Origin of the sequence: Cupriavidus pinatubonensis, from assembly GCF_019602855.1 — a bacterium.
Lineage (GTDB): Bacteria > Pseudomonadota > Gammaproteobacteria > Burkholderiales > Burkholderiaceae > Cupriavidus > Cupriavidus pinatubonensis.
Map to the genome: position 1 here is coordinate 101,533 of NZ_CP080769.1, position 24,920 is coordinate 126,452.

The following is a 24,920-nucleotide window of genomic DNA, read 5'->3' on the forward strand; positions in this document are numbered from 1 at the left end:
TAGTGGCGCTAAAATCAGAATTAAATACGAATAAATTCACAGAAAAGACCCGTTCGGGTGAATTAAATTTAATTTTTCTCGGACTTATCGCGCTGATAAAATTTCCGCTGCGGCGGGTCTCTTTTACTTTTGGTTTGGTTTTTTTTGTGCGGGATATTTAAAATCCGCGTAGGGCGGGATGGCGGATGCATTGTTGAGGCGATGCGCTCTCGGGATAATAAGAATGATACGCGATATGAGAATTCGAGCCGCCGGGCCAGCGGATGTGGCGGCAATCACTGAGGTATTCCACGCGTGCGGTCTGATGGGCGGCGATATCGACCCCTCGTCCTCCTTCTACAGCCTGGCAGTGCAAGGAGAAAAGGTCATCGGTTGTGCCTGCGGTGAGGTGCATGAGGAGACGGTCATTATTCAAGCCGCCGCGGTGCTCGACGAATACAGGGGGCGCCAGGTTGCGACTCATCTGGTCAGAGCCATTTTGATGCGCGCCCGCGCTAATGGTTGCACTCGAGCTGCGGTGCTGACATCTGAGCATCCCGCGTTCTTTGCCCGCTTCGGGTTTACGCTCACCGCGTTGGACGACATGCCTCAGAAGATGAAGCTAACCACTGATTTCCTCCGGCGATTTGGTGCAAGGACACACTACATGTGCCGTCATCTCGACTGAGCGGGCGGAGGTGCCTGGAGTGGCAGCTAGTTCACAAGAGGCTGGACGTGACGGAAACTCAACCCGCGATAGGGAAGACTGATGAACCTTGGATTTGCTTTGGAGGTGCAACGCGCCACATTGATGTCTTCTGCAGCCATCCTTTACACTGAACCGTGTTTGCGTTGCTGCGTTGCAACATACGATATCGGTGACTCTTAAATCTGTATTAAATATGATTTAATCTGGTTCCGCAGCGGAACGGCTGCACCACTTGTGCGCCGCTGCGCAGGACCGGATCGATGCCCCCGCCTCGCTCCGGTTTTTTTTCGCTACATAGAGCGTTTTCATCTCCCAGGCGGCGGATGATGGTAAGCCATCAGCGTTTCGCTTTCTTCGCTGGCTCAAAAGCCGCCGCTCTTAGAGTTAGTTCCGGGCTGGGGGTTAATCCGCACGTGCCGGTCCTCCCAACTTGGATTGTTATTTCTGCACGGCCATCTCACGGATGCTTGAATGTGGCGAGGTCGGTACTCGCAGCGGACTGGTCGGGCGCAAAGCACTCGCCGGCTTCTATCGTTACGTGGATGACAACAAGCAGGTCCTTGCCGTTGCCCGTCCCGTCGGCGCCTTGCCCCGGATCGTCCGCTCTTACCTTCCCGCTGATGGGCCCGCTTCACTCGCGGAGATCGTGAAGCCTCTACCTTCTCATCGCCGCCCACTACACTCGCCAGACGGGTTCCGCTAAGTTTAGTGTGGCCGAAGCCGTGAATTCCGAACTTGCTAGCGCGACGCCCAATTTCGCAGCGGATAACCCGCGCAAGATAGTGGACTTAGTCAACTCCCAACTCAGTGCTTCTGCGCGTGTTTGGTGTTCCGATGCATGCGATTGTCTTGTGCCTTTTCGTGGCTCGAGCCTTCCAGACTTCTCCGGTCCTCAGCACGCTGTTGGCCCTTGTCGCGGTCGCTGGAAAACGAGCCATTGGAATTTGTCATGGCCTCTTTGCTTGCGTGGCTAGGAGCCGCGCTACCGAAGTTGCCACCACCGCCTCCACCACCGCCACGCGCGGAAGCAGTAAGACTCAAGCCAAGCAGCAGACTTCCGACAGCAACTACCAGTGTTTTCTTGAACATCACGTCCCCTTACAAATGTCGAGAGTAATCTCACTCACCCCTAATATAGCCTGAGACGGGTTGGTGCCGCGTAATAAACGGTAAGGTAACCAGCGAATCCAAATCATGAAGTAGAACTATTGAAGATGAGAGCCTGGCAAATACTGAAATGGTCGAGTACTGGGCTAGCCACGGTCGGCGTCGTTGCTGCCGTGATGTTTGCGTGGTTAGCAGAGGGAAGGCTGTCTACGCCAGCCAATGTGCCGCGTGTCAGGCGGCAGAGAAGTAGTTCCAAATCCGGACGCGACAGACAAAGCGCTGGCAAACCTTGAGGGCCAGCCGAGCTGGCGAAGTCGCGGACCAAACGGACGACTGCCGGCACCGCCTCACGATGCGAGCGGCCATACCTGGCACCATCCCGACCAAGTACTGTTTTCAATTACCAAAAATGGACTGGTTCCCAACGAGACTGCGCCCTCTGGCTATGAAAGCGATATGCCTGCTTTCAAAGCTACCTTGTTGGACTCGGACATCGCCGCTGCGCTTGCCTATATCAAGAGCGCTTGACCGGAAAGCCTGCAAGCCGCTCAACGAGAGGCAACCAGGGAATACAGGAGCCGATAGCTAAACTGGCAAGGAAGCGTCGACTGGGGCGGCACCTTGTCATATCTGTTTGTGCGGCTCACATAAGCCATTGCCAGAGACGCGTCCATGGAGATACTTTGATGCAAAACAAAACGAGGGAATCATGTGTAGGCGCATCGCACAGTTCAGCCCGTTTGCCATATGGGAAGCCGAACTGGGGGTCCAATGCGTCTACTCGGGCAGGCTACCCCAGCCAAGCGTGGTACTGCACGGCCAGCAGGGCGACAAGCGCAATATTCCAGAGGGCTCTTTTCATAGCTATAGTCGGCATTGCTGAAATTTTCCTGGTTACTTGCTGGGTTTTTTCTTGTTTGGCTGGGAAATAGCGGCTGGAGGCTGGGCAATAAGCAGAGGCTGGGCCGCTGGGCTAGGCGTCGTTGCTGGCGTCTTTTCGGGGGCAGGCGCTTGGGGGAGTTGACCGTTCTCATAACCCGTTGAAACCGATTCCAGGTAGCCGGGTGGAAACTTCTGTTCCGTTGTTGCCGCCGGCTCGCCATGCGCGACAGCGCAGCATGTAAGGGCGCTTATGGCAATAACTTTCCGCCAAGCTGTGCGCAGAAGGGGGGCGGTGAGCCTCATGGGCAACTCCTTATCAAGGGGGCGTCAGCCCCTAATTCGCTTACCAATTCAAGCTTGTGCTCAACTGTAAAGCGACAACGAGTTCTGGCGTTATGTCAGGTTGGGATGTGGAGTCGACCGTAGCTAGAGTCGTGCCAAGCCTGCTGTGAGGCCAGAAGCCGGCATGGACAGGCAGGCCAATTAAATTGAGTTGTATTAAAACGTTTCACTTTCAATATGTCGCAATCGGCACCGGCCTGCAATGGCTGACACCATGGCGACTAACCAGGAAGCCGGAAGTGGCCAATTTTCAGTAGGTTAGTACGAACGAGGAAATGCTGGCCATCGTTGTCCTTTCTCTAAATCCTGTTGCAAACCTGTGACAAAGGATTTTTTTGTCAGAATAAATAAATCTTAATTTCACTGAGGTGAGCGTATAATGAAATTAATTCTGTTTAAGCCAGATTTAAATGTTGCGAATGTGCGTTGGCGCCAAGATGACCCATTCGGGTGAGGGAAAACTAGAGTGTCCTATGGCATCTTGCTCGAGGTGGGACTTGACATCAATGGACATCGCCGTTTTATTCCAGCAGAAAGCGGGCGAACGGCCCGACGATAGACGATATAGGCGGTCGATCCATCCTCGACGGTGACTGAATCTACGCGCGGGCTTTCCGGGCAGCTCGGCGCTTATAGCGCTTAGTACAGTCCCAATTCCAGTGCTGGCTTCGAAACGGAGACGCTTGGCAGGCAATGCAGCTACTGCCAGCCTACGCTCAAGATTCATTCGAACGACCGCTTGCTGACTGGAACTGCCATGTGAATGTCTCAACGATGCATCGGACGAGCGTCCCATCATGGCCGAGAACGCCCTGAAGTAGGCAGACTTTCATCTGTTCTGCCATTCGATCGAAACATCGACGCCGACGTATTGAACATCTGTGCGGAAGTGAACATACGGCGGCGAAGCTTTTTCATACCGTCTTTAAGTTGGAAAGCGCGCGTCGCGCGGCAAAGCACCGGAGGCGATATTGGCATCACTACTTTATGGTGCCGGCTGGGGCGGCGGGCTGGTGTTTGCGATCGGATTATTCACCAGTATCTTGCTTGGCTTGGAACTGGGCCGGCTGGTGTGGCGATGGCAGATTGCCTCCGGTCGGGAACCGGAAACAACGGGCGTCAGCGCAGTCGCCAGCGCGATATTTGCACTGCTTGGGCTATTGATCGCCTTCACCTTTTCCGGGGCGGCAAGCCGCTTTGATATGCGGCGTACGCTGATCGTCCAGGAAGCCAATGACATCGGCACGGCTTACTTGCGCCTGGATCTGCTGCCGCAACCGGCGCGCGGTGAGTTGCAGGAGATATTCCGGCAGTATCTGGATGCCCGGCTTGACGCCTATCGAGCCGTCCCCGACCGAAAACGCGTCGATGCAGCCCTGGCCCGTTCGGACGGACTGCGTGAGCGCCTCTGGACAAGATCCGTAACGGAGTCCCAGCGAACCACCAGTACGGCGGCCACGATGCTCCTGCTGCCAGCGCTCAATGCAGCGTTCGATACGGCATCGACCCGGCTCGCTGCCACGAAGGAACATCCGCCCACCGTCATATTTGGCATGCTTTTGGCGCTTTGCTGGATCGGGGCCCTGTTCGCGGGCTATGGCATGGCCAGCAACGGTCCGCGTAACTGGTTGCATGCGCTTTTCTTCGTGGCCACACTGGCCGGGACGCTCTATGTCATCGTCGACCTGGAGTTTCCGCGGTTGGGCCTGATCCGCGTTGATGCGTTTGACGAGGTGTTGCAGGACGTCCGCAATGGAATGCGATGATCGGGCCGGTGCAGCATGCCGCCGCCAGTGCCCAGACACGGGAGAGAGGCCAATGAGCGTGCTGTCGGCCATTGGAGGCGGAGGACCGTACCCGACCCACTACGGTCACTGGACCACGCGCTTCACTAACGGCGGATTCCTTGTGCGGATTCAACCGGTCGTCTGAATGGCACGGTCGGGGCAACCTCGCACGCCGCTTCGGTGAAGTACACAGAACGCCTGGCCCGGCCGCTCAATGTCTCCGGGCCGGAGTCCATCATGCTTAAAGTACGCAAGACCATCCACCTGCTGCAGCCGATCGAGCAGGCGACTGTAGAAGAGGGGCGCTCCATCTTCATCTGAGCGGTGCGGACCATGCAGCGTCAACTTCTGGCAGCGGGCACCAGCTTCTCGAACCTCGTTGATGATGTGCGCCAGGAGCTCGCCGCGTGCTACCTATCTAACAAACGCTATCCAATAGGTAGGATGGCCACGCTGCTGGGATATTCGCGCCCATCTTCGTTTACGCAGTGGGTTAGTGACCTGCCGGGCGGCGGTGACTGCAGTGGCCTCTAAGCGCGTGGCGGCCGCCGCGGAGCGAGGGCGCGCCGGTCGTCGCCCAAATCCATGGCGTGCTGCGCTCTAGAATGCTGCGCTGAGCTGAGCGGCGTCAGAGGTGTGACAACGCCAGCTTCGCCGCCAGTCCGAGGAACACAAGTCCGGCGAACCTCACCAACCCAAAAGTTGTGATCTTCTTCCTGGCGTTCCTGCCGCAGTTCGTCGTGGCAGGGCAAGGCAGCGTGGCGCTGCAAGTCCTGCTGCTCGGCATCGTTGGCGTCGTCCCACGCCATACCGTGGACGATGACTTCCGCACCGTACTGCCGGATCAATGCCTTTGCGCGCGCTGTGGTGGATTCGGGTACCACCACCGTTACCGGGATCGACAGGCGGCTTCCGGCGTAAGCCACGGCGATTCCCGCATTGCCGCCCGATGACGAGATGAACAGCAGCTTGCCCTGTCGCATATATGTCTCGCAGGCGACACCGATGCCACGCAGCTTGAACGATCCGGACGGCTGCAGCGATTCCAGCTTGAGCCAGACAGTACGTCCGGCCGCTGCGCTCAGCGATGGCGAGGCCAGCAGCGGGGTCTCGACGTGTAGTGCCATGTCAGTTTCCAAGCTTGCAGGTCAGGAAGTCGTCGATGTACGCGGCCGGTATCGAGCAGGTGGACTGCGAGCAGGCGTAGTCCTGCCCCAGCCATCACGCGATCTCGACTACCACCTTGGCGCGCGCGGTGCCTGCGGTGACGAGTTCGTATGCCTGCTCCGCCTGGGCCAGCGTGAAGCGGCGCGGATCGACCACCGGCCGCAACAGCCCGCTTTCCACCAGCCGCGTGGCCTCGCTCATTATCTCGCCGTGATGGGCGCGCAGCTTGCCGGTGAGCAGCGGATACAGTGTGAACACGCCCGAGTAGGTGGCTTCGCGGAATGACAGCGGGGCCAGGGCATGCGTTCCCCAGCCCAGCGCGCTCACCACGTGGCCGAAGTGCTTCACCGCAGTGAACGAGGCATCCAGCGTCGGGCCGCCGACCGTGTCGACGACCAGCTCGAAGCCTTCACCCTGCGTGTGCGCGGCGACATACGCTTCGACAGGCTGCGCGCGGTAGTCAATGGGCGTTGCGCCGAGCTTGCCCACCAGGTCAAGATCCTTCTCACTGGCCGTGGCAAACACTGTGGCGCCCAGCGCGCGTGCCAGTTGCACCGCGATGTGGCCCACGCCGCCAGCGCCGCCTTGCACGAGCACGGTCTGGCCGGTCTGGAGATGCGCCCGATCGACGATACCGGCATAGGCCGTGATAAAAGCCAGCGGCAGGGCAGCGGCCTCACGCATCGACAGATTCGACGGCTTGCGGGCCAGCAGGTTGGCGTCGACGGCGGCGTACTGCGCGAGCGAACCCTGCAGGCCGCCCACGCCGCCGGTCATGCCGTAGACTTCATCGCCAGGGTGAAAAGCGGTAACGCCTGCACCGACTGCTTCCACCGTGCCGGCCATGTCAATGCCAAGCACGAGTGGTAGCGGATGCCGCGCATGCGCGGCGGCGCCCGCCCGGATCTTGGTGTCGAGCGGATTGAGGCCGCTCGCAGCGATGCGTACAAGTACCTGCCCAGGGCCAGGGGTGGGCCGGGGCTGTGTGGTTGGTTCGAGGGGGCCGTTGTAGTGGTTCAGCACCAGGGCCTGCATGGACATCGTCACCTCCTGTGTTTCCTTTCGGTCGTCACGCCTGGCAATCTTGCATTCCGCGTGTCGTTGGACTCATGATGGTTCATGCGCAATCGCATGAAAACCAATAATCCTGAATGGTGGCTAGTCATAGATGCATGACCATGGACTCGAATGGAGCGATGTGCGCATCTTCCTCGCCATCGCGCGGGCCGGGACGCTCGGCGGCGCGGCCCGGGTGATCGGCCAGACACAACCGACCATGGGCCGGCGCCTGAGGGCGCTGGAGGAGGCGGTTGGGCAGGCCTTGTTCCACCGCACCAGTGACGGCTTTGTGCTGACCGACGAAGGCAGCGCCGTCCTGGTCTACGCCGAGCGCATGGAGGAGGAAGCACTGGGCCTCTCCCGAACGCTGGCCGGACAGGGCAACGCGCTGACAGGCTCGTTGCGTGTCACGTCGTCCGACTGGTTCGGCATGCATGTGCTGACCCCGGTCTTTGCCCGCTTCCTCAGGCAGCATCCGGATGTGTCGCTGGAGCTGGTGACGGATTCCCGCCAATACAGTCTGGCGCGCCGCGAAGCCGACCTGGCATTTCGCATCATGCCGTTCGAGGAGCCCGACGTCATCCAGCGCAAGCTGATGCACATGAACTACGCGCTGTACGGGCACCGGGATCTCGTGGCGCCTCGCGCCGGCGATGGCGAGGGTGTAGCGCTCATCAGCATGGACACTGCCTTCGGCACGCTGCCCGACGTGGAATGGGTCGGGCGAATGCTGCCCAGGGCACGCATCGTTTATCGCAGTAACAACCGTGGCGTGCAGGCGCGCATGTGCGCCGAGGGCGGTGGCTTCGCAGTGCTGCCGTGTGCGCTGGGAGATGCCACGCGGGACCTCCGGCGCATCGATCTGGGCGAAGCGCCGCCGGGGCGCGATGTCTGGTTTGGCCTTCACCGCGACCTGCGTCGGCTGGCACGCTTGCGGGCGTTAGTGGACCTGACGGTGGCGTGCCTGGGAGAGCGATAGGTGCGCCGCGCGCGCTCCGTTAGACGGCATCGCGCATCTTGGTTCGCAATGCCCGCTGCTGGCGCCGATACGCTCCCGGCCCCACGCCGAATTGTCCGCTGAAGGCGCGCCCGAACGCAGCCTGGGAGGCGTAGCCGCATCGCTCGGCGACGGCGGCGGCCGAGAGGTTGTCTTGCTGCAGCAGGCGCGCCGCGCGCTCCATGCGTAGCGTCGTCACGAGTTCCAGCGGTGTAATGCCGCCCAGTTGTGTGAAGCGCCGCGCGAGCGTGGCGCGAGAGACGTTGGCGGACTGCGCCAGGCTTTCGATTGTCCACGGCCTTTCCGGTGAGCCCACGACGGCATCCACCGCCTTCGCCATGCGCGTGTCAGCCAGCAGGGCGAGCACCCCCCGTGTCACCGTACCGCGCGAAATCAGCGTCCGGAGCAGCACCGTAAAGAGCGCGGTCGACAGGTCGGCAATGATGGCCGCACCGCCCGGCCGAGGCGTTTCGGCTTCCGCATGCATCATGCCGATCAGCCCGCGCAGCCAGCCAGCGTCATGCCCGCCCTCGCCGGGGGATGGCCCGGCCGTAGGCACGCACAGCATCTCCGGCAGTGCGCGCAGCAGGATTCCGGCGCCGCCGCCCAGAGCAAAAGTGCCGCAGAGAATGTCGAGTGGCGCGTCGGCCCCCGGCACGGTGATTTCCGTGACCACGCCGTTGAAGCGCTGCGATGCCGTTCCGCGCGGCGGCCCGCTTCGCCTGGTGCGTTGCGCGCTGGCCAGCGTGTGCGCAGCGCCGCGCGGAAAGAGCAGGACATCGCCTGCGCTCACTGGCAAGACGTCCTTGCCGATTGTCACGTCGGCACGCCCGTCGAGGATCACGTGATATGGCATGTGGCCCGCTGGGGCCTGCGCGTTGTGCGCGGACCACGCGCCGGCCACGCGGCAATGCAGGTCCACGGTGCCGGATGGCGACAGCAGCCGCACCAGCTCGCTGAGACTGTCCATGGGGTTTCCCTCGTGGCTGAGACGATAGAGCAAAAACGTGAGCTGATTCTAGCTCTTTCGAATCTGCCGGGGGCCTACCATGAAGTCAAGGGAAGCAGTGCTTGCCTTCACTGACAGGAAACCGGAGAACCATCATGACCACTCGTCTGCATACCATCCCCGTCCAGGACGCCACCGGCCAGACCGCCGAGCTGTTCGGCGCCATCCGCAAGGCAATCGGCAAGGTGCCGAATGCTTATGCGACCATCGGCAGCAATGCCCCTGCTGTGCTTGCCAATGCGCTGCAGACAGGGCAGATCTTGAAGAATGGCGCTCTGTCGGCGCGTGAGCTGGAGGCGATTAACCTGGCCGTCAGCGAGCACACCGGCTGTGACTATTGCGTGGCTGCACACACGCTCATGGGCAAGTTGGCAGGATACAGCGGGCAGCAGATGCGCCAGTTGCGGGAGGGGAGCTACCCCGATGACGTCAAGATCGATGCGCTGGTGCGCTTCGTGCTGGAACTCGTCAGTACCCGTGGTACGGTGCCGGCGGAGAGCGTGCAGGCGGTGCGCGCCGCCGGCTACACGGATGGCCAGATCGTCGAGATCATCCAGGCCATGAGTGCCATCCTGTTCACCAACATGGTCAACCGTGTGAACGACACGGCCCTGGATTTCCCGGCGGTGGCCTGACACGCTCTCCCGGCGGGCGCCTTGAATGGGCAGCGCCGCCGGGGGCGAGGCCGGCTCGGGCCCGGACATAGCCGTGCAGCGGTGAGGTATCTCTGGCACGAACAGGGTTTCGGGATTCTTCCGTTTCGCTTGAAGATCATTTAAGCCATTTGATTACACGTCGAAGCGGCAAATCTCGGCAGTTTTTCGGCAGCGGGCCGCTAGCTCGGCCTGTCACCGGCTACGGCCAGCGTCAAGCTCGAGTCTGCGCTGCGCACGCAATTGTTCGAGCGTACGTCGCGCAAGTTGCGGCTGACCAATGAGGGCCGGATCTACCTTGCGATTGCCAGCACGCACCTCAGACGCTTGAAGACGCGCTTGCCACGCTTCATGCAGGCACCCACAGGTTAGCGGACGCGTGCGCGTTTCCGCTCAGCATCGCGCTAGTTTTGTCCGACTCGATCCTGCATCTGCTCTACGACGATATCGACATCGCGATCCGGTTTGGCGTGGCTGCCGACAGCCGGCACGTTGATCGCGAAACGCCTTGCCGATAACCGGCGAGCACTGTGCGCCTCGCCTCGATATATACAGCAGTTCGGTGTTCCCGTTCATCCTGTCGGAGCACAGGTCCCTACCGCTGTCGTCGGCCTCGTGGCCAACGAATGGCACTTCGCTCACGACGGGGAAACAGTGCAATCTTTCGCGCCGGTTGCGAGCTCCCGCGAGACGAACGACGGTGCACTGGCAAGGGAATGGGCTGTGGAAGGAGGCGGCATTTCCGATCTGCGCGATGGGCGGCTCGAACTGCTGCTGCCGGAATGGCGTTGTCCGGACTTGCCCTTGAATGCCCTGTTTCAACGCAATCGATACATGGCGCCGCGTGTGCGTGTGCTGCTCCATTTTCTGGGTGAACGCATAGCGCTGGCTTTTGCAGAACTTGAGAGGTTCTTCCGCTAGCCGGGTGCACACGTTCGCTGCTGGCTGCATCTACGTGCCCGGCTCTTGCCTAGGCGAACGTGACTCCGGGATGCCTCCATGTCATTCATTTTTGTTTGAGCGCCATGCAATAACGTAAATTTACAGGCAGGCGTGCATGAACAATCATGATCCGTGCGACCCGCAGTCCAACCCGGCACAGATGTCACGTCAGGTGGACCGTGCTCAGGTCGCCCTTGAGTGTGTTCATGTAGTGAAGGAAGGAGACCTTGTCATCAAAACGAAGGTTGATCACCGCCTGGCGGTAAAACTCGTGGATCTTCGGCTGCAGTTCTTCCCAGAACTGCCTTCCTTTGCTGGTCAGGACCACGCGTCGTGCGCGGCGGTCTTCATCGCTGGTCACGCGCGAGACGTGTTCTTCGCGCTCGAGCCGTTTTAGCACGCCATCGAGGTTCTGGCGGCTCACCACCAGATACTCGGCCAGTTCGGAGAAGGACATGCCGTGCGTGGCCTTCGGCCGCGACAGTGCTCCCATCACGGCCCACTGCACACCACTGATCCCCAGTTCGTTGGCGGTCTGGCGATGCAGGATGTTGCCCACCTGAAAAAGTCGGAAGAACAGCCGGTTGGTGACATCCAGTCCGGACTGGTCAGGACGCTCTTCTGCGCTTGCGGATTTCATCTGCTTCCCTTTGCTTCGAATCTTGTTGGCTTCCATGAGACATGAAATCGACTGGACGCCAGATGATACCTTGCCGTCGCCGCAGCGCCGCATTGACCCGGTGCAGGAGCTTTTCTATTGTGCCTTAACATCAATGTATTGACATAGACGCCGCAAGCGGCACTGGCCTGACTAGGTAAATTCCCGTTGTTTCCCAAAATATTTATATCAAGACCTTGTCATATATGAGATTGAGCACCTAGACTTCCGAACACCACAACACACGGTCTTGGAGGCAAGCAAACCATGGATCAGTACCCACGCCTGATGGCTCCCCTCAGCGTTGCAGGCATCACCCTCAGGAACCGCATCGTGATGGGCGCGATGCACACCCGGCTGGAAACCTTGGACAGGCCACATGAAAGGCTGGCCGCGTTCTACGGCGCACGCGCCAGGGGCGAAGCCGGCCTGATTCTGACCGGCGGGTATGCTCCCAATCCCGCGGGAGTTTTCGAACCTGGCGCGCCGCTACTATGCGAACGCAGTCAATTGGCGGAGCACCGTGCGATCACGGGGGCGGTGCATGCAGCAGGCGGGCACATTGCGCTGCAGATCGTCCATGCAGGTCGCTACGCCAAGCACCATCTTTGCGTGGGGCCGTCTGCCGAGCGGGCGCGGATCAACCCGATTGCGCCACGCGAGCTCACGACGGAGGAGGTCTGGCAAACCATTGAGGACTTTGCCAATACCGCGGAGCTTGCGTGGGAGGGTGGCTACGACGGCGTCGAGATCATGGGGTCGGAGGGGTACCTCATCAACCAGTTCACGGCGCCGTTCACGAATCAACGAACCGATGAGTTCGGCGGCAGCTTCGAGGCGCGCATCCGCTTTCCGCTGGAAGTCCTGAAGGCCATTCGCCGTCGTGTAGTGGACCGCTTTCTGGTGGTCTACCGGATTTCCGCCGTTGACCTGATCGAGGGCGGGATGACCGGCGCGGAGGTGGCCGAGCTGGCGCGGCGCGTGGAGGCCAACGGCGCGGACATCATCAATACCGGGGTGGGCTGGCACGAGTCGGCGGTGCCGACGATTGCCGCGTCCGTACCGCGCTCGGCGTGGGCGTATGCGATCGAGAATGTGAAGCGGGCAGTTGACATCCCCGTGATCGCATCGAACCGGATCAATACGCCGGACGGCGCCGAGGCGCTGCTGTCATCAGGCTGTGCCGATATGGTTTCCATGGCCAGGCCATTGCTCGCGGACCCCGATTTTGCCAGGAAGACCCGCGTTGGAAAGGCGGCCGAGATCAACACCTGCATCGCTTGCAACCAGGCCTGCCTGGACCGCATCTTCACAGATCGCACCGCCACCTGTCTGGTGAATCCGCGCGCAGGCAGAGAGATCGAGTTCATGCCAAAGCCACCCGAAGGGACGAAGCGGATCGCGGTGGTCGGTGGCGGCCCTGCTGGCATGTCGTTTGCCATCAATGCAAGCGAGCGCGGTCATCGGGTCACGCTGTTCGAGGCCGGCAATGAACTCGGCGGTCAGCTCAACATGGCGCGCGTCGTGCCGGGCAAGAATGAATTCAACGAGATGCTGCGGTATTTCCGTACCAGGCTCGACGGCCTTGGTGTGACGGTGCATCTGGGACGCTTCGTGAAAGCCGGCGAACTGCTGGAAGCTGGATTCGACACAATCGTGATTGCGACGGGCGTGCGTCCGCGCTCACCTGGCTTTCCAGGAGTGGATCATCCCAAGGTCCTTTCATACGTCGATGTGCTTGCCCGCGGCGCTGCCGTCGGGCAGCGGGTGGCCATCATCGGCGCAGGCGGTATCGGCTTCGATGTGGCCGAGTTCCTGCTCGGCGATGCGGAAGAGTCACTGGATCCCGCCAGCTTCCTTGCCACATGGGGTGTCGATCCGTCGCTGTCCACGTCAGGCGGCCTGAGCGAATCGGCCGAAACTGCTGCCCCCGCACATGCGCGCAGGGAGGTACACATGTTCCAGCGCAAGCCCGAAGCGCTGGGCAAGCGTCTGGGCAAGTCGACCGGCTGGATTCTCAAGTCCAGGCTGAAGCGGGCCAACGTTGCGATGGCGAGCGGAGCGGTCTACGAACGCGTGGACGATGACGGCCTGCACTACACGATAGACGGCAAGACGCACGTTCTGCAGGTCGACAACGTCATCCTCTGCGCCGGCCAGGAGTCCGAACGCGGGCTCTACGAAGCGCTTCGGTCGAGTGGCGCAAATGTCCACGTAATCGGAGGTGCGGATGTGGCCAGCGAGCTGGATGCGCTGCGCGCGATTGATCAGGCAACGCGGCTCGCCATGACCGTATGAAGGCGCGCGGCCCTATCGGGCCGCAAGAACAGCCATACCACCGAGATGCAGGACTTCCTGGAGACACTTCATGGTGACAAAATTTGATCTGGGGCTCGATCAGCGCGCGGCAAACTACCAGCCGCTGACGCCGCTCCATTTCCTGAATCGGGCCGAGGATGTATACCCGCATCGGATTGCCATTATCCATGGCGACCGCTCATACACGTGGAAGGAATATGCCGGACGCTGCCGCAAGCTGGCTGGCGCGTTGATCGATCACGGCATCGAACGTGGCGATACGGTTGCCATCCTGGCGCCCAACACGCCAGCCATGCTCGAAGCGCAGTTTGGTGTGCCGATGGCAGGCGCCGTGCTGAACTGCATCAACATTCGCCTTGATGCCGCGGCCGTCAGCTTCATTCTCCGGCATTCCGAGACCCGCCTGCTGTTTGTCGATCAACAGTTCGCCGAGGTTGCGCGCGCGGCCATCGCCGTGCTTGGCGAGCCGATCACCGTTGTGGATATCACGGACCCGGAGGTGGCGGGCAGCCGGCCGGTTGGGCGTATCGAGTATGAGTCGTTCCTCGCCAGCGCGCCGGACACGCCGGATATTCGCCTGCCGCTGAGCGAATGGGACGCGATTGCGCTCAACTACACGTCGGGAACCACTGGCAATCCGAAGGGTGTCGTGTATCACCACCGGGGCGCATATCTCAATGCGCTGGGGCAACTTGTCAATGCCGAGCTGAGCGGCGACGCACCCGTCTACCTGTGGACCTTGCCGCTGTTCCACTGCAATGGCTGGTGCTATGCCTGGGCGCTCGCCGCGGTCGGCGCGACACAGATCTGTCTGCGCAAGGTGAGCGGAGCCACAATCTATGACGCGATAGCCAACCACGACGTCACGCATTTCTGCTGCGCCCCGACAGTCCTTTCCTTCCTGATCGAGAGTGTGCCGCCGTCGTGGGTGCCGCCGGCCAGGCCGATCCGTGTGCTGTCGGGAGGAGCATCACCGCCGCCGGCGGTCTTTCGCAGGCTGATCGAGCTCGGCTTCCGCGTGCAGCATGTCTATGGCATGACCGAGATGCACGGGGTTGCCACGATCTGCCAAAGCCAAGAGGCATGGCAGGCGCTGCCGGAAGAAGAGCATCTGGTTCACCTTACCCGGCAAGGGGTCAGAACTGTCGTCATGAACGAAATGATGGTGGCGGATCCCAAAACGCTATCGCCGGTTTCGCGGGATGGCAGTGCGATGGGGGAAATCCTGCTCAGGGGCAACCTGGCGATGAAAGGCTATTTCAAGAATGCCTCTGCAACAGAGGAGGCGTTCGCAGGTGGGTGGTACCACACCGGAGATCTCGCCGTGGTTCATGCCGACGGATATATCGAAATCAAGGATCGCTCAAAGGACATCATCATCTCGGGGGGAGAAAACATTTCCTCGGTAGAGGTCGAGGACGTCCTTTACGAGCATCCGGCCGTAGCAGGCGCGGCTGTAGTTGCGGTGCCGGATCCACGTTGGGGAGAGGTGCCATGCGCCATCGTCGAACTCAAGGCGGATCTCGCGGGGGGCGTCAATGCCAGTGAAATCATCAGCTTCTGTCGCGCCAGACTGCCTGGCTTCAAGGCGCCGCAGCACGTGATCTTTGACAGTCTGGCGAGAACCGCCACGGGAAAACTTCAGAAATTCAAGCTACGCGAGTCCGCGTTACAGCACCTGGTGGGCAACGGTGCGATCGGGCCCGATTCAGGTACGACGGAGTAAGGGAATGCGAGATCTCGACAACAAAGTGGTGGTGGTTACAGGCGCGGCTGGCGGAATCGGTACTGCAATTTGTCGGCGCTTCGTCGATGCCGGGGCCAGGGTGGTAGCGGTAGACAAGGATGAGGATGCGCTGCAACGGCTTGCCGAGGCACTCCGGCCTCTCAACGCCCAACTGGCATTGCTCCCGCTCGATATTACCAACCACGAGCGGGTCGTCAGCCGGATCGGTTCGATCGCGGAGAGCCTGGGCGGTATCGATGCTCTGGTCAACAATGCGGGATGGGATCTGCCGGTGCAATTCCTTGAGAGTTCGCCGGAATTCTGGAACAAGGTCATCGCCATCAATCTGGTCGGTCCTTTGAACCTTCACCATGCCGTGCTGCCGCACATGATATCGAGAGGAGGGGGCATGGTGGTCAATATCGCCTCGGATGCCGGCCGCGTGGGATCTTCGGGGGAGGCCGTCTATTCCGCATGCAAGGGCGGGATCATCGCTTTCACGAAGACGATTGCCCGCGAATGTGCCAATCACAATATCCGTGTCAATACGGTCTGTCCGGGGCCCACGGACACCGCGCTTCTGCAGTCATTTGGCGGCGATGGCGAATATGGGAAGAAGCTCTATGAAGGGCTGAAGCGCGCGATCCCATTGAAGCGTCTGGGCAAGCCGGAAGACGTTGCCGGAATCGTCGTCTTTCTCTCCAGCCCGGAAGCCGGGTTCATCACTGGCCAGACCATTAGCGTATCTGGCGGTCTCACCATGCACGGTTAAGCATCATGACCCAATACACCGACATTTTGTTCGACAGGAAGGACGGCGTTGCACGCATCACGATCAATCGTCCCGAGCGTTATAACGCATTCCGGGGGCATACCTGCGAGGAGTTGATCGATGCGTTCAACACGGCGGGATGGGATCCTTCCATTGGCGTGATTGTCCTGACCGGCGCGGGAGACAAGGCCTTCTGTACGGGCGGAGATCAATCGGCGCATGATGGCAAGTATGACGGCAGGGGCGTGGTGGGGCTGCCCGTGGAGGAGTTGCAGGGCGTGATCCGCGAAGTACCGAAGCCCGTCATTGCGCGTGTCAATGGCTATGCAATCGGCGGCGGCAACGTACTGGTGACGTGCTGCGATCTTGCCATCGCATCGGACACCGCGATCTTCGGGCAAGTGGGGCCGAAGGTCGGTTCGGTCGACCCGGGCTTCGGCACGGCATTCCTGTCGAGAGTCGTCGGAGAAAAAAAGGCGCGGGAGATCTGGTTCCTGTGTCGCCGCTATCCGGCAAAACAGGCGCTGGAGATGGGACTGGTGAACCGGGTGGTTGATCCTGCGGAACTCGATGCGGAAGTGGCTATCTGGTGCAACGAGATCCTGGGCATGAGCCCGACCGCGATTGCCATCGCAAAGCGATCCTTCAATGCCGATTCCGATTCGATCCGGGGCATTGGCGGGCTCGGCATGCAGGCCCTGGCGCTCTATTATCAGACCGCCGAATCGCGCGAGGGCGTGTCTGCATTCCTTGAGAAGCGCCGGCCGCAGTTCCGGGGCATTGTGAACGGCCACGAGGGCGACGCGTAAGAAGGGGATGGAATCATGCCGATAAACCTGCACTACGACGATTATCTTGCTGTCATCACCATCGACAGGCAGGAAAGCCTCAATGCCCTAAGCCTTTCGCTAATACAGGAACTTGGACTGGCGATCGATGAGGTCGCGAGGTCGCCCGCCAGGGCGCTTGCGCTGGTCGGCGCGGGAAACAAGGCATTCTGTGCGGGCGCCGATGTCGAGGGCCTGCTTGACCGAGATTTCTGGGCCGAGCGCGAAGGGATTCGACTAGGACAGGATACCTTCGCAAAGCTTGACCGCCTGCGTGTCCCCTCCATCGCGGTGCTGCACGGCTATGCGCTCGGTGGTGGTCTGGAACTCTCCATGTCATGTACTTTCCGGGTGGCGACCACAAGCGGAAAGTTTGGCCTGCCGGAGGTCAGGCTGGGGCTATTGCCTGGATACGGAGGCACGCAGAGACTTCCGCGGCTGGTCGGAGAGTCGCGTGCGCTGGAGTTGATCATGACAGGCCGAATGATCGATGCGCGCGAGGCCAGGGAAATCGGACTGGTCAATGACGTCGTGGAAGACGGTGATGCGATTGCCATTGCAAAGGCCTTTGCCGATCGCTTCGTTCGCCATAGCCAATGCGCTTCCCTGCTGGCCCGGACTGCCGTTCAACGTGCCCTGGACCTGCCGCTGGCGGAGGGGCTGCGTATGGAAGCGGACCTCATTATGCAGGCATTCCAGACCGACGATGCGCACGAGGGGATCCGCGCCTTTCTTGGCAAACGGTCTGCTTGTTTCACCGATCGGTGAGCCCTGCCATCCGCTCCACGCGCCACCAAGGCGATTTGGTAGTGGTCAGAGGGGTTTTTCGGAAGGTAGTCTGGCAGCATGCACAACCCGCCCCTCGATTTCAATAACGATATCCTCCTGTTGGACGTGGCGTCAGGATCGAGTTGTCGAGCTCGACCCTGAGGCCGGTCTGAAGACCGTCATTCGATATTGACCGTGACGCCGAGCCGTGAGGCATCCTCAATTGCCGAGAGCAGTCGATGCCGGCGCAGAGCATACGAGAAGTCGGGGACCGTGTGCGCACCTGTGGCGAGGTCGTGGCCGATGGCAATGTACTCGTGTATGACGTTCGCCGCCATGCCCGTCCTTAGCGCTTCCGGTATCTAGCCGGCGCCAATGGGGAAGCCGCAGCGCCGTCCGCGCTCCAGACCGTTGCACCGGACCCAAAGTCCTTCGCTGGGAGATTCACGGTACACGTGGCGATTTGGTCATCACTTCGTCGAACGGCAACCTGTGCGGCTAGTGCCCAGCCAGGATTGAGCGGGCTGGCGCCGATGATGCCGACGCCGATCGTACCGGGTCGGCGCGCCTTCGAATCAGGGTTTGTCATGGGAGGGTCTTGGCTATTCAACGCGTTCTAGGGTAGTCAGTCTAGAAATAGCGCCCATAGTTCTCATCAATTATTTGCTCGATCGTCTCACTGATTGATCCGAAGCCGGGATCCACATGATCAGCGGCTTTGCAGGCACTGCCGCACGGATGGCCAGCACCGGACTTCCACTTGCCAGCCTGTTGCTCGTGCTGATAATTGTCTGACTCTACGTTGCGAAACTGGAGCCGTCTCGGATCGTCCAGGAAGGGGCACCCAAGGTATGGGTCTGGCAAGCTCCGGTCAGTCCCCGCGCGCACCATGTTCACGCAGGGACTCCATCCAACGGGTACGTGTCCTCTCGTTGGCAAAGGCGAGCCCATACAGGTTCTCGCGGATTGGCTTGATCCCGGCGAAGCTCAGCATGCTTCGCTCGAAGCCGCGAACTCCGTATGCGCCGAAGTACCAGCGATACAGCAGCGCCGGCATTCCCATGGTTACGACGACGCGTGCCGAGCGGCCGGCGAGCAGTCGTCCGGGGAAACCTTTCTTCTCGTAGTCCATGGCAAAGCCGGGCCGGAAGATGTGTTCGAGAAAACCCTTGAACAGCGCCGGCATGGTTCCGTGCCACAGCGGAAACAGAAAGACCCAATGCTCTGCCCAGTGCATGTCCTCCCTTGGCTGCTCCAACGCAGGAGGCAATGTGCCAGTCTCGAACTCAGCTTGCGTGCGAAGCAGCGGGAAGTCGAGCTTGGCCACCTCGACGCGCCGTACGACGTGTCCCGCCGTGGTCGCGCCTTGAGCGTAGGCGTCAGCCAGCGCATGCAGCAAGTGATGGCCCGATGGGTCTGGATGCCCCTGGATGATCACGATGCGCTTGGACATGCTGCGGGGAAGCTGTTGGGGAGACTGGCGGTACAAGGCACTAAGGAAATATGCCCCAGACAGGTGATGATATGACAGAAGCATTGGCACGCGGAGTGATACGTCTGGCCGGCATAATTTCATTGCCGCCGATTGGAGTGTAGGCGCTAGGGCTCCTCGGCGTAGGCCCCAGGCTGGCTGAAGGCCAAATTTTCACCTCCGCGGCCGGCCTTCTTCTTTGGCTTTCCAGCGAAATTGCCTGGCACTCTGGTGAGAAGTGATGTCGGTCCAGGCGTCAAAACCAACAGCGGTTTGTCCAAGGCGCATGGGGCTATGCTACCCCTTGAGGCGACGAAGGCAAGTAGGCCTTCGATGCGATGCGCGAGTGACCGGTAACTGGCGAAAAGGCGACAAGCTAATGGCAGCCTCGCGCCCGAGGTGAGTGACGCATCATGGCCGGCTTCAGCCCTCGCCACCATCGAAGGGCATCAAGTCGGCTGTGCGGTGGACCTTCGAACTCCATGAAACGAGATGCGTTCCCGCAATGCCTTAGCGATTGGGGATCCAGATTTGCAACCTGCTCACCATTGCGCAGTGCGAAACGTATCGCTCCCACTGGCAGGTGATCGAGCGAATCGCACCAGCGACGGTTACGGGGCAACATAGCGTGCCGGGCGGGGATTGGTTGCCAGCACGAAGTTGAGGGCAACGGCACCGAGGATGGAGAGAGCCCCGCGCGGCCACGGGCGCCCTCTGCTGACCCATTCCGGGCATTTGGCTGAATCACGGCGAGCGACCTTGACGGCCAAGGAGGCGCCACCTGAGCGTCCGGAACTGTCATCCAGCCGAGATGGCGGCCCAGGGAAGCGGGTAGCAACGAAGCGTGGCTTGATATCCAGCATTATCCGCCGAGTTGACCCAGGTCAACCGCGCTTTCCGGATGGCGCCTAGATTGACACCAAAGAGGTCAGAGTTCCCTTTCATAACGACCCCATTAGGGGTGGTACTGCGCAGGAGTGTTCCACGCTTCCACGGAGAACAAGAATGAAAACGCCTTTCAAGATTGCCTATGCCCCTCATCGCGGGCGGGCTATCGGTCGCTGCGGCAGGTGTTCATGCCGAGACACTGGAAAAGGTTGCTGCGACGGGCAGGATTACCGTCGCTTATCGTGAGGCGGCGGTTCCCTTTAGTTATCTGCTTGGCCCGCATAAAGCCGTTGGATTTTCAGTCGACCTGACGGAAGCCATCGTTGACGATGTGCGAAGCCGGCTGAAGCAGCCTGGCCTCAAGTCGAATACATCCCAGTGACCGGGCAGAATCGTATTCCGTTGCTGGTCAACGGTACCTATGATTTGGAGTGTGGTTCGACCACCAATACCAGCATGCGTGGCAAGGAGGTGGCATTCTCGATCAATTTTTTCTACGCGGGAACTCGTCTGCTGACCAAACGCGATTCTGGTATTAATGGCTACGCTGATCTGGCGAAGAAGACGGTAGCCAGCACCGCCGGCAGCACGAACGAGAAGGTAGTGAGAAAGCACGGCGCTGACAACAATATCGACGTCCAGATGATTTCCGGCAAGGACTATGCAGACGCCATGCAACTCGTGGAAAACGATCGCGCGTCAGCGCTTGCCTTGGATGACGTTCTGCTATTCGGCTTGCGTGCCAATTCAAGGAACCCTTCTTCGCTTGAGATCGTGGGCGATACGCTTCAGGTGGAACCATATGCTTGCATGGTCCGTAAAGACGATGCGGAGTTCAAGAAGCTGGTGGATGGGACCATAACGCGACTGATGAAATCGGGAGAATTTACACGGCTCTATAAGAAATGGTTTGAATCTCCGATCCCACCTGCCGGAGTGAATCTGAATATGCCGATGAGCGAGCCGTTGCGAGCAAACATCAAGACACGTAGCGATAAACCGGCGCAGTGATATTTCTGCATGATTTCGAGATGGCCCTAACGACCGCCAGCGGAATAACTGGCCCGCATGCGGGGATTCCAACAGCGACCGGCAGTCCTCGGCGTTCTGCCGATTCCTCGGCATAACCCGGAGCGTCGGTCAGTCAGGGCCACTGGCGTGGTGTCACTGCGGGAATTTTGCCCGCTCCTACGCGTCTGTGAGCAAGCATGGTCAAGGTCTATGCAACCTTTGCAGAAAAGCGTTTGCAAGCCATGTCGCCGGGAAACGTATCAATGGCAATTGGCGCCAAAGCGTGGCGGCGTCCCAGAAATCCTGATGACTTGTGACCAAGCCATCCTGGTCAAAAGACAAATGGGTGCAGCCCGGAACATCGAAGGCATGCTGGCGCACTCTCCCCATGAATGTCCATGCAACAAAGGCTTGTGCACCGCTGCCTATCTTCGTGTGAAATGCAAAACGAGGTGTCTCGACGGTCTCGAACATATGCTCGAAGACGGTACGGATGGCCGCGATGCCGCAGACTTCGTTGAACGGATCACAGAAGCGCGCCTGGCTCGCGTAATACAGGTCCAGACGTTCCAGCGACGAAGGCGACAGCGCGCCATACCATGCCAGTAGCGCGGGAAGGGTGCGCGGCGCATGGGCAAATTGATTGTGTGGCATGTCGGTCATCATGATTCATGGTGGCGGGTCAATCGCTGTAGCAGCCCCAGGCTGACGCGGTACGGCAGTAGGCTGATCAGACGAACTAGACGCGTAAAGCGTTGTGGGAACGCGATCTCGAAGCGACCGCGTTCCAGTCCGGCGACAATTGCTTCCGCGGCACCCTCCGGCGTCATGAGCGCCGGCATTCGGAAGTCGTTGCGCGCCGTCAGACGAGACTTGACGAAGCCGGGATTGATCAGGTAGACCCCCAGTCCGTGCGCATGGAGCTCGGCGTACAACAGTTCCGCAAGGTTGATGAGGGCTGCCTTGGATGGGCCATATAGCGTGGCGCTGGGTAACCCGACGTACCCGGCGACGCTTGCCACAATGGCCAGTCCGCCCGATCGCCGCGAAAGCATCCGTGGCAGGACGGCACTTAGACCGTAATAGACACCACAGACGTTGGTCTCCAGCGTGTCGTGCGCTTCCCGCGCGTCCAGTTGCCAGGGGCGAAGCGGACGGTAGTCGGCCGCGCAAAATACAACCAGATCCACGCCTTCCCACGCTTCGCACAACGCGTCGTGAGTCGCCTTCCAGTCGTCCGGCCTGCGCACATCCATGGTGAGCACGACGCCTTTGGGATGGCTTTCGATCACCGCCAGCAGGGCATCGGTTCGTCGGCCCGAAACCGCGACCCATGCCCCCTTTGCAAGCAATGCTTTGGCGAGTGCTGCGCCTATTCCGCTTGACGCGCCGACCAGCCAGACGCGCTTGCCATGCCAGTCGCGCAGCCGAGGGTTGAGGTGCAGACCGAAAGCCATGTCCGGATTCCTATGGAGCCGGGCGGCGAAAAACAATTGTCACCTGCCCAACTTCAAAGCCGAACTTCGTGACGCGGGCGCGGTTGATCATCGTCTGCGGATCGATAAGCACCATCATGTCGTCGAACTGCACGTCGTACAGCTTTCCATCGACGGGCAGTTGCATGGTATAGCGCCAGCGCAGAACATTGCCTGCGGCCTCTCCCATGGCTGCACCAACGATATCAGGCGCCTCGCCTCGCCACGTGCCGTCGGGCTGGCGATCAAGGGTCCATGTCCGTTCCTGTGTCGTGCCATCGCTGTAGCGGAATGCTTCGTGCAGGACGAACTGCTGCTGTGACATGCGCCCGTCAAGGGCTACATGGAACCGTTTGACGACTTCGCCATTGCGCTTTTGGAACATTCCCCATGCTTCCGTCTTGCCGCCAAAAAACTGAGTGACCTCCAGCACTGGGCGCTCACGGGCGTACCGGCTCACATCGGGTGCACTGCATGCCGTGCCAAAGCTTGTAGCGATGCCAAGAACCAAGGCGTTCAGGGCTCTCATTGAAGTTCCTCCGATACGAGGCGTGACGGCATTTGCAATGTGGAAAGCGCACCCAACTTGAGCAGGCAGGGAAGGCCTGCGTAGGTGAAGGCGAGTGCCATGCCGGGGATACCCGTCGCGGGAAAGCCTGGCACATAGCCAAGCCAGGCGAGGCCGGGCAGGGTCAGTGCCGAGATAGCCAGACATAGCTTGCCTGTCAGCGTCCAGATACCGAAGCAGGCGCCGGCCCCCTCGCCGTCGGGTAGGCACTGCGCGAGAATGACAGGCGGTATCGCAAGATCGGCCCCCAGCGCAAAGCCACAGGCGACACATATCACCAGGAATGGCACCACATCTCCCCGACCCAGTGTGGCCGCCCACACGAACGCCGCGATGGCGACCCATATTGCTGCACGCCACGCCCGTTGAGGGCCAATCCGTCTTGAAATCCCCACCCAGACTGGAAGCCCCAGTGCGGCAGCTGAAAAATATATCGCGAGACTGGGTGTGACCCATCGAGGTATCCCCAGCCGATCTTCAATGAAAAAGACGGCGAGGGTAGCCGGTATTGCGACAGACAATCCATTCAGGAAATAGGGCACCAGAAGCATGCGGAACGAAGGGTTGCGCAGCACGGTCCTCGCTACGCTAACGATGAAGGGGCGGAGACCGCGGTGGCCCGATCGGCCGGTCCGACCGGGTGGCATCCTTTGCCAGGGAGGGGCGAAGCGCAGCAACCAGACTGCGCCGATCAGCAGAATGGCAAAGAGTGCGATGAACGGAATCATGGCGTTCCGCGGCGCCAGGTCGTCACGTTCCATCAGCCAGGCGGGTCCCGCACTGGCAATAAGGACACCGAGAACGCCCGCACCCTCTCGCCACGCGGCTGCACGCGTCAACGCGTCGCAATTGAGCCCCAGGCTCGCGCCCCACGCGAGGTAAGCGACATTCATAAAGCTGTGTGCGGCGTAGACAAGGACCAGGGCGGCGGCGAACCAGGCCGTCAATGCCCATCCTGAGACCGGCGGCATCCATAAGGCCGCAAACGCTGCGATGAGGCAGAGGGAAGTCGCCCACAGCGCAGGGTGCAGGCGACGGCTACCCGCCAGCGCATCTGCCCAGCGCCCGAGCCATGGATCTTGCACGGTATCGACAAGGCGGGTGAGCATCAGGACGAGTCCCGCCGTGGACAACGGCATGCCCAGGCGCGAGGTGTAATAGGCCGGGGCCAGGACATAGATGGGCAGCGCGACCATGGCAAGCGGCAGGCCAAGGGCGCCGTAAGCGATGAGCGAAGCCGGGCGTATGTTCATCGTGCCGGTCCCAGGAGCTTCTGACGCAATGCCGGATCCCGCGTCGATGGGCCAAGCCATATGGCAAAGAACGCGTGGGCCAGGACCGGATCGTCGAGCCGGCCAGTTTCACGGTCATTGGCGTAGAAGCGCGCACCCTGCGCCGGCGAGTACACGCCGGTCAGGCAGTCCCCCGCGCGAACGTCCACCAGTACGCGGGAAAGCGCATGGCGCCAACGATCGGTTGTCGTGTCGGACAACGAATCGCCGTAGATACGGCGGATTTCATCGATGCTCGTTTCCACCAGGCGCTGCTGCGGAATGTCTCTTGCGTAGATGAGGCGTAGCGCGAACGGCGCTTGTAGTACGTCCGGCGAGTTCGCGGCAGCCGCGGCGCCACCGGAGACTGGTGCGCGGGCCATCCAGAGCTGCGCGACATAGACGCGCAGTCCGAGCCACCGATACTCGCCCTGGCCGATCATCCGCGCTTCAGGCAAGCTTTCCCGACACGGCTCGGCGGCAATGCCGGGCAGCGCGGCGCATGCAAGAACAAGGGCTGCCAGACGGGCCAT

At 60.6% G+C, this 24,920-nt stretch carries 22 protein-coding genes and 2 pseudogenes; 12 read left to right on the forward strand and 12 right to left on the reverse strand.

Annotated features, from left to right (window positions below; genetic code table 11):
• Nucleotides 1–235: 235 nt before the first annotated feature.
• A complete protein-coding gene (locus K2O51_RS32380) occupies nucleotides 236–667 on the forward strand; it encodes a GNAT family N-acetyltransferase (RefSeq protein ID WP_245002024.1) in 432 nt (143 codons plus the stop codon).
• Between the two features lie 825 nt (nucleotides 668–1,492).
• Here K2O51_RS32380 and K2O51_RS32385 read toward each other — a convergent pair.
• Nucleotides 1,493–1,777 (reverse strand): hypothetical protein, encoded by a 285-nt coding sequence (locus tag K2O51_RS32385; RefSeq protein WP_140953291.1) that lies wholly within the window; start codon nucleotides 1,775–1,777, stop codon nucleotides 1,493–1,495.
• 2,213 nt (nucleotides 1,778–3,990) lie between these two features.
• Between K2O51_RS32385 and K2O51_RS32390 the strand changes: the two genes are divergently transcribed.
• Both K2O51_RS32390 and K2O51_RS32395 read left to right on the forward strand, forming a co-directional pair.
• A complete protein-coding gene (locus K2O51_RS32390) occupies nucleotides 3,991–4,785 on the forward strand; it encodes a bestrophin-like domain (RefSeq protein WP_011295884.1) in 795 nt (264 codons plus the stop codon).
• A gap of 201 nt (nucleotides 4,786–4,986) precedes the next feature.
• Nucleotides 4,987–5,127, forward strand: a complete 141-nt coding sequence (locus K2O51_RS32395; protein WP_166487197.1) for a hypothetical protein — start codon at nucleotides 4,987–4,989, stop codon at nucleotides 5,125–5,127.
• Nucleotides 5,128–5,582: 455 nt separating this feature from the next.
• On the opposite strand, the pseudogene K2O51_RS35370 reads toward K2O51_RS32395, so the two are convergent.
• Together K2O51_RS35370 and K2O51_RS32405 are read right to left on the reverse strand one after the other, a co-directional pair.
• Nucleotides 5,583–5,933 (reverse strand): annotated as a pseudogene (locus K2O51_RS35370) (pyridoxal-phosphate dependent enzyme); the annotation flags it as partial.
• A 94-nt stretch (nucleotides 5,934–6,027) separates the two neighbouring features.
• Nucleotides 6,028–7,014, reverse strand: coding sequence for a zinc-dependent alcohol dehydrogenase family protein (locus tag K2O51_RS32405; protein ID WP_041680742.1), 987 nt, complete (start codon nucleotides 7,012–7,014; stop codon nucleotides 6,028–6,030).
• Between the two features lie 127 nt (nucleotides 7,015–7,141).
• Between K2O51_RS32405 and K2O51_RS32410 the strand changes: the two genes are divergently transcribed.
• Nucleotides 7,142–8,011 (forward strand): LysR family transcriptional regulator, encoded by an 870-nt coding sequence (locus K2O51_RS32410; RefSeq protein ID WP_011295881.1) that lies wholly within the window; start codon nucleotides 7,142–7,144, stop codon nucleotides 8,009–8,011.
• 19 nt (nucleotides 8,012–8,030) lie between these two features.
• Here the strand turns inward: K2O51_RS32410 and K2O51_RS32415 are convergent, their stop codons facing one another.
• On the reverse strand, nucleotides 8,031–8,999 hold the full coding sequence (locus tag K2O51_RS32415; RefSeq protein ID WP_011295880.1) for an AraC family transcriptional regulator: 969 nt from the start codon (nucleotides 8,997–8,999) through the stop codon (nucleotides 8,031–8,033).
• Between the two features lie 134 nt (nucleotides 9,000–9,133).
• Between K2O51_RS32415 and K2O51_RS32420 the strand changes: the two genes are divergently transcribed.
• The gene (locus tag K2O51_RS32420; protein ID WP_011295879.1) at nucleotides 9,134–9,673 is read left to right on the forward strand and encodes a carboxymuconolactone decarboxylase family protein; all 540 of its coding nucleotides are present in this window, start codon (nucleotides 9,134–9,136) and stop codon (nucleotides 9,671–9,673) included.
• A 483-nt stretch (nucleotides 9,674–10,156) separates the two neighbouring features.
• Nucleotides 10,157–10,612, forward strand: a complete 456-nt coding sequence (locus tag K2O51_RS35375; RefSeq protein ID WP_235679889.1) for a LysR substrate-binding domain-containing protein — start codon at nucleotides 10,157–10,159, stop codon at nucleotides 10,610–10,612.
• 184 nt (nucleotides 10,613–10,796) lie between these two features.
• Here the strand turns inward: K2O51_RS35375 and K2O51_RS32430 are convergent, their stop codons facing one another.
• Nucleotides 10,797–11,273, reverse strand: a complete 477-nt coding sequence (locus K2O51_RS32430) for a MarR family winged helix-turn-helix transcriptional regulator (protein WP_011295878.1) — start codon at nucleotides 11,271–11,273, stop codon at nucleotides 10,797–10,799.
• 285 nt (nucleotides 11,274–11,558) lie between these two features.
• On the opposite strand from K2O51_RS32430, the gene K2O51_RS32435 reads away from it, so the two are divergent.
• From K2O51_RS32435 to K2O51_RS32455, 5 genes are all read left to right on the forward strand, one after another.
• The gene (locus tag K2O51_RS32435) at nucleotides 11,559–13,589 is read left to right on the forward strand and encodes an NADPH-dependent 2,4-dienoyl-CoA reductase (RefSeq protein ID WP_011295877.1); all 2,031 of its coding nucleotides are present in this window, start codon (nucleotides 11,559–11,561) and stop codon (nucleotides 13,587–13,589) included.
• Nucleotides 13,590–13,659: 70 nt separating this feature from the next.
• Nucleotides 13,660–15,336, forward strand: a complete 1,677-nt coding sequence (locus K2O51_RS32440; protein ID WP_011295876.1) for an AMP-binding protein — start codon at nucleotides 13,660–13,662, stop codon at nucleotides 15,334–15,336.
• Nucleotides 15,337–15,340: 4 nt separating this feature from the next.
• Complete coding sequence (locus K2O51_RS32445) at nucleotides 15,341–16,108, forward strand: SDR family NAD(P)-dependent oxidoreductase (protein WP_011295875.1); 768 nt, start codon at nucleotides 15,341–15,343, stop codon at nucleotides 16,106–16,108.
• Nucleotides 16,109–16,113: 5 nt separating this feature from the next.
• Entirely contained in the window at nucleotides 16,114–16,917 is an 804-nt protein-coding gene (locus tag K2O51_RS32450) for an enoyl-CoA hydratase-related protein (protein ID WP_011295874.1), read from the forward strand.
• A gap of 15 nt (nucleotides 16,918–16,932) precedes the next feature.
• Nucleotides 16,933–17,703: an enoyl-CoA hydratase/isomerase family protein gene (locus K2O51_RS32455; RefSeq protein ID WP_220632188.1), complete on the forward strand. Its 771-nt coding sequence runs from the start codon at nucleotides 16,933–16,935 to the stop codon at nucleotides 17,701–17,703.
• Between the two features lie 179 nt (nucleotides 17,704–17,882).
• Here K2O51_RS32455 and K2O51_RS32460 read toward each other — a convergent pair whose 3' ends face one another.
• Together K2O51_RS32460 and K2O51_RS32465 are read right to left on the reverse strand one after the other, a co-directional pair.
• On the reverse strand, nucleotides 17,883–18,041 hold the full coding sequence (locus tag K2O51_RS32460; RefSeq protein WP_166487196.1) for a hypothetical protein: 159 nt from the start codon (nucleotides 18,039–18,041) through the stop codon (nucleotides 17,883–17,885).
• Between the two features lie 533 nt (nucleotides 18,042–18,574).
• Nucleotides 18,575–19,156, reverse strand: coding sequence for an NAD(P)H-dependent oxidoreductase (locus K2O51_RS32465; RefSeq protein ID WP_011295872.1), 582 nt, complete (start codon nucleotides 19,154–19,156; stop codon nucleotides 18,575–18,577).
• A gap of 1,048 nt (nucleotides 19,157–20,204) precedes the next feature.
• On the opposite strand from K2O51_RS32465, the pseudogene K2O51_RS32470 reads away from it, so the two are divergent.
• Nucleotides 20,205–21,073, forward strand: a pseudogene (locus K2O51_RS32470) (transporter substrate-binding domain-containing protein).
• A 201-nt stretch (nucleotides 21,074–21,274) separates the two neighbouring features.
• Here the strand turns inward: K2O51_RS32470 and K2O51_RS32475 are convergent.
• From K2O51_RS32475 to K2O51_RS32495, 5 genes are read right to left on the reverse strand one after another with little or no spacing between them, the layout of a single operon-like run.
• Nucleotides 21,275–21,739: a nuclear transport factor 2 family protein gene (locus K2O51_RS32475; RefSeq protein ID WP_245002025.1), complete on the reverse strand. Its 465-nt coding sequence runs from the start codon at nucleotides 21,737–21,739 to the stop codon at nucleotides 21,275–21,277.
• Entirely contained in the window at nucleotides 21,736–22,530 is a 795-nt protein-coding gene (locus K2O51_RS32480; protein WP_011295869.1) for an SDR family NAD(P)-dependent oxidoreductase, read from the reverse strand. Before K2O51_RS32480 ends, K2O51_RS32475 begins: the two co-directional genes overlap by 4 nt.
• A 10-nt stretch (nucleotides 22,531–22,540) precedes the next feature.
• Nucleotides 22,541–23,077: a DUF3833 domain-containing protein gene (locus tag K2O51_RS32485; RefSeq protein ID WP_011295868.1), complete on the reverse strand. Its 537-nt coding sequence runs from the start codon at nucleotides 23,075–23,077 to the stop codon at nucleotides 22,541–22,543.
• On the reverse strand, nucleotides 23,074–24,369 hold the full coding sequence (locus K2O51_RS32490) for an MFS transporter (protein WP_011295867.1): 1,296 nt from the start codon (nucleotides 24,367–24,369) through the stop codon (nucleotides 23,074–23,076). The genes K2O51_RS32485 and K2O51_RS32490 overlap by 4 nt, the downstream gene beginning before the upstream one ends.
• Nucleotides 24,366–24,920, reverse strand: coding sequence for a chalcone isomerase family protein (locus tag K2O51_RS32495; protein WP_011295866.1), 555 nt, complete (start codon nucleotides 24,918–24,920; stop codon nucleotides 24,366–24,368). The genes K2O51_RS32490 and K2O51_RS32495 overlap by 4 nt, the downstream gene beginning before the upstream one ends.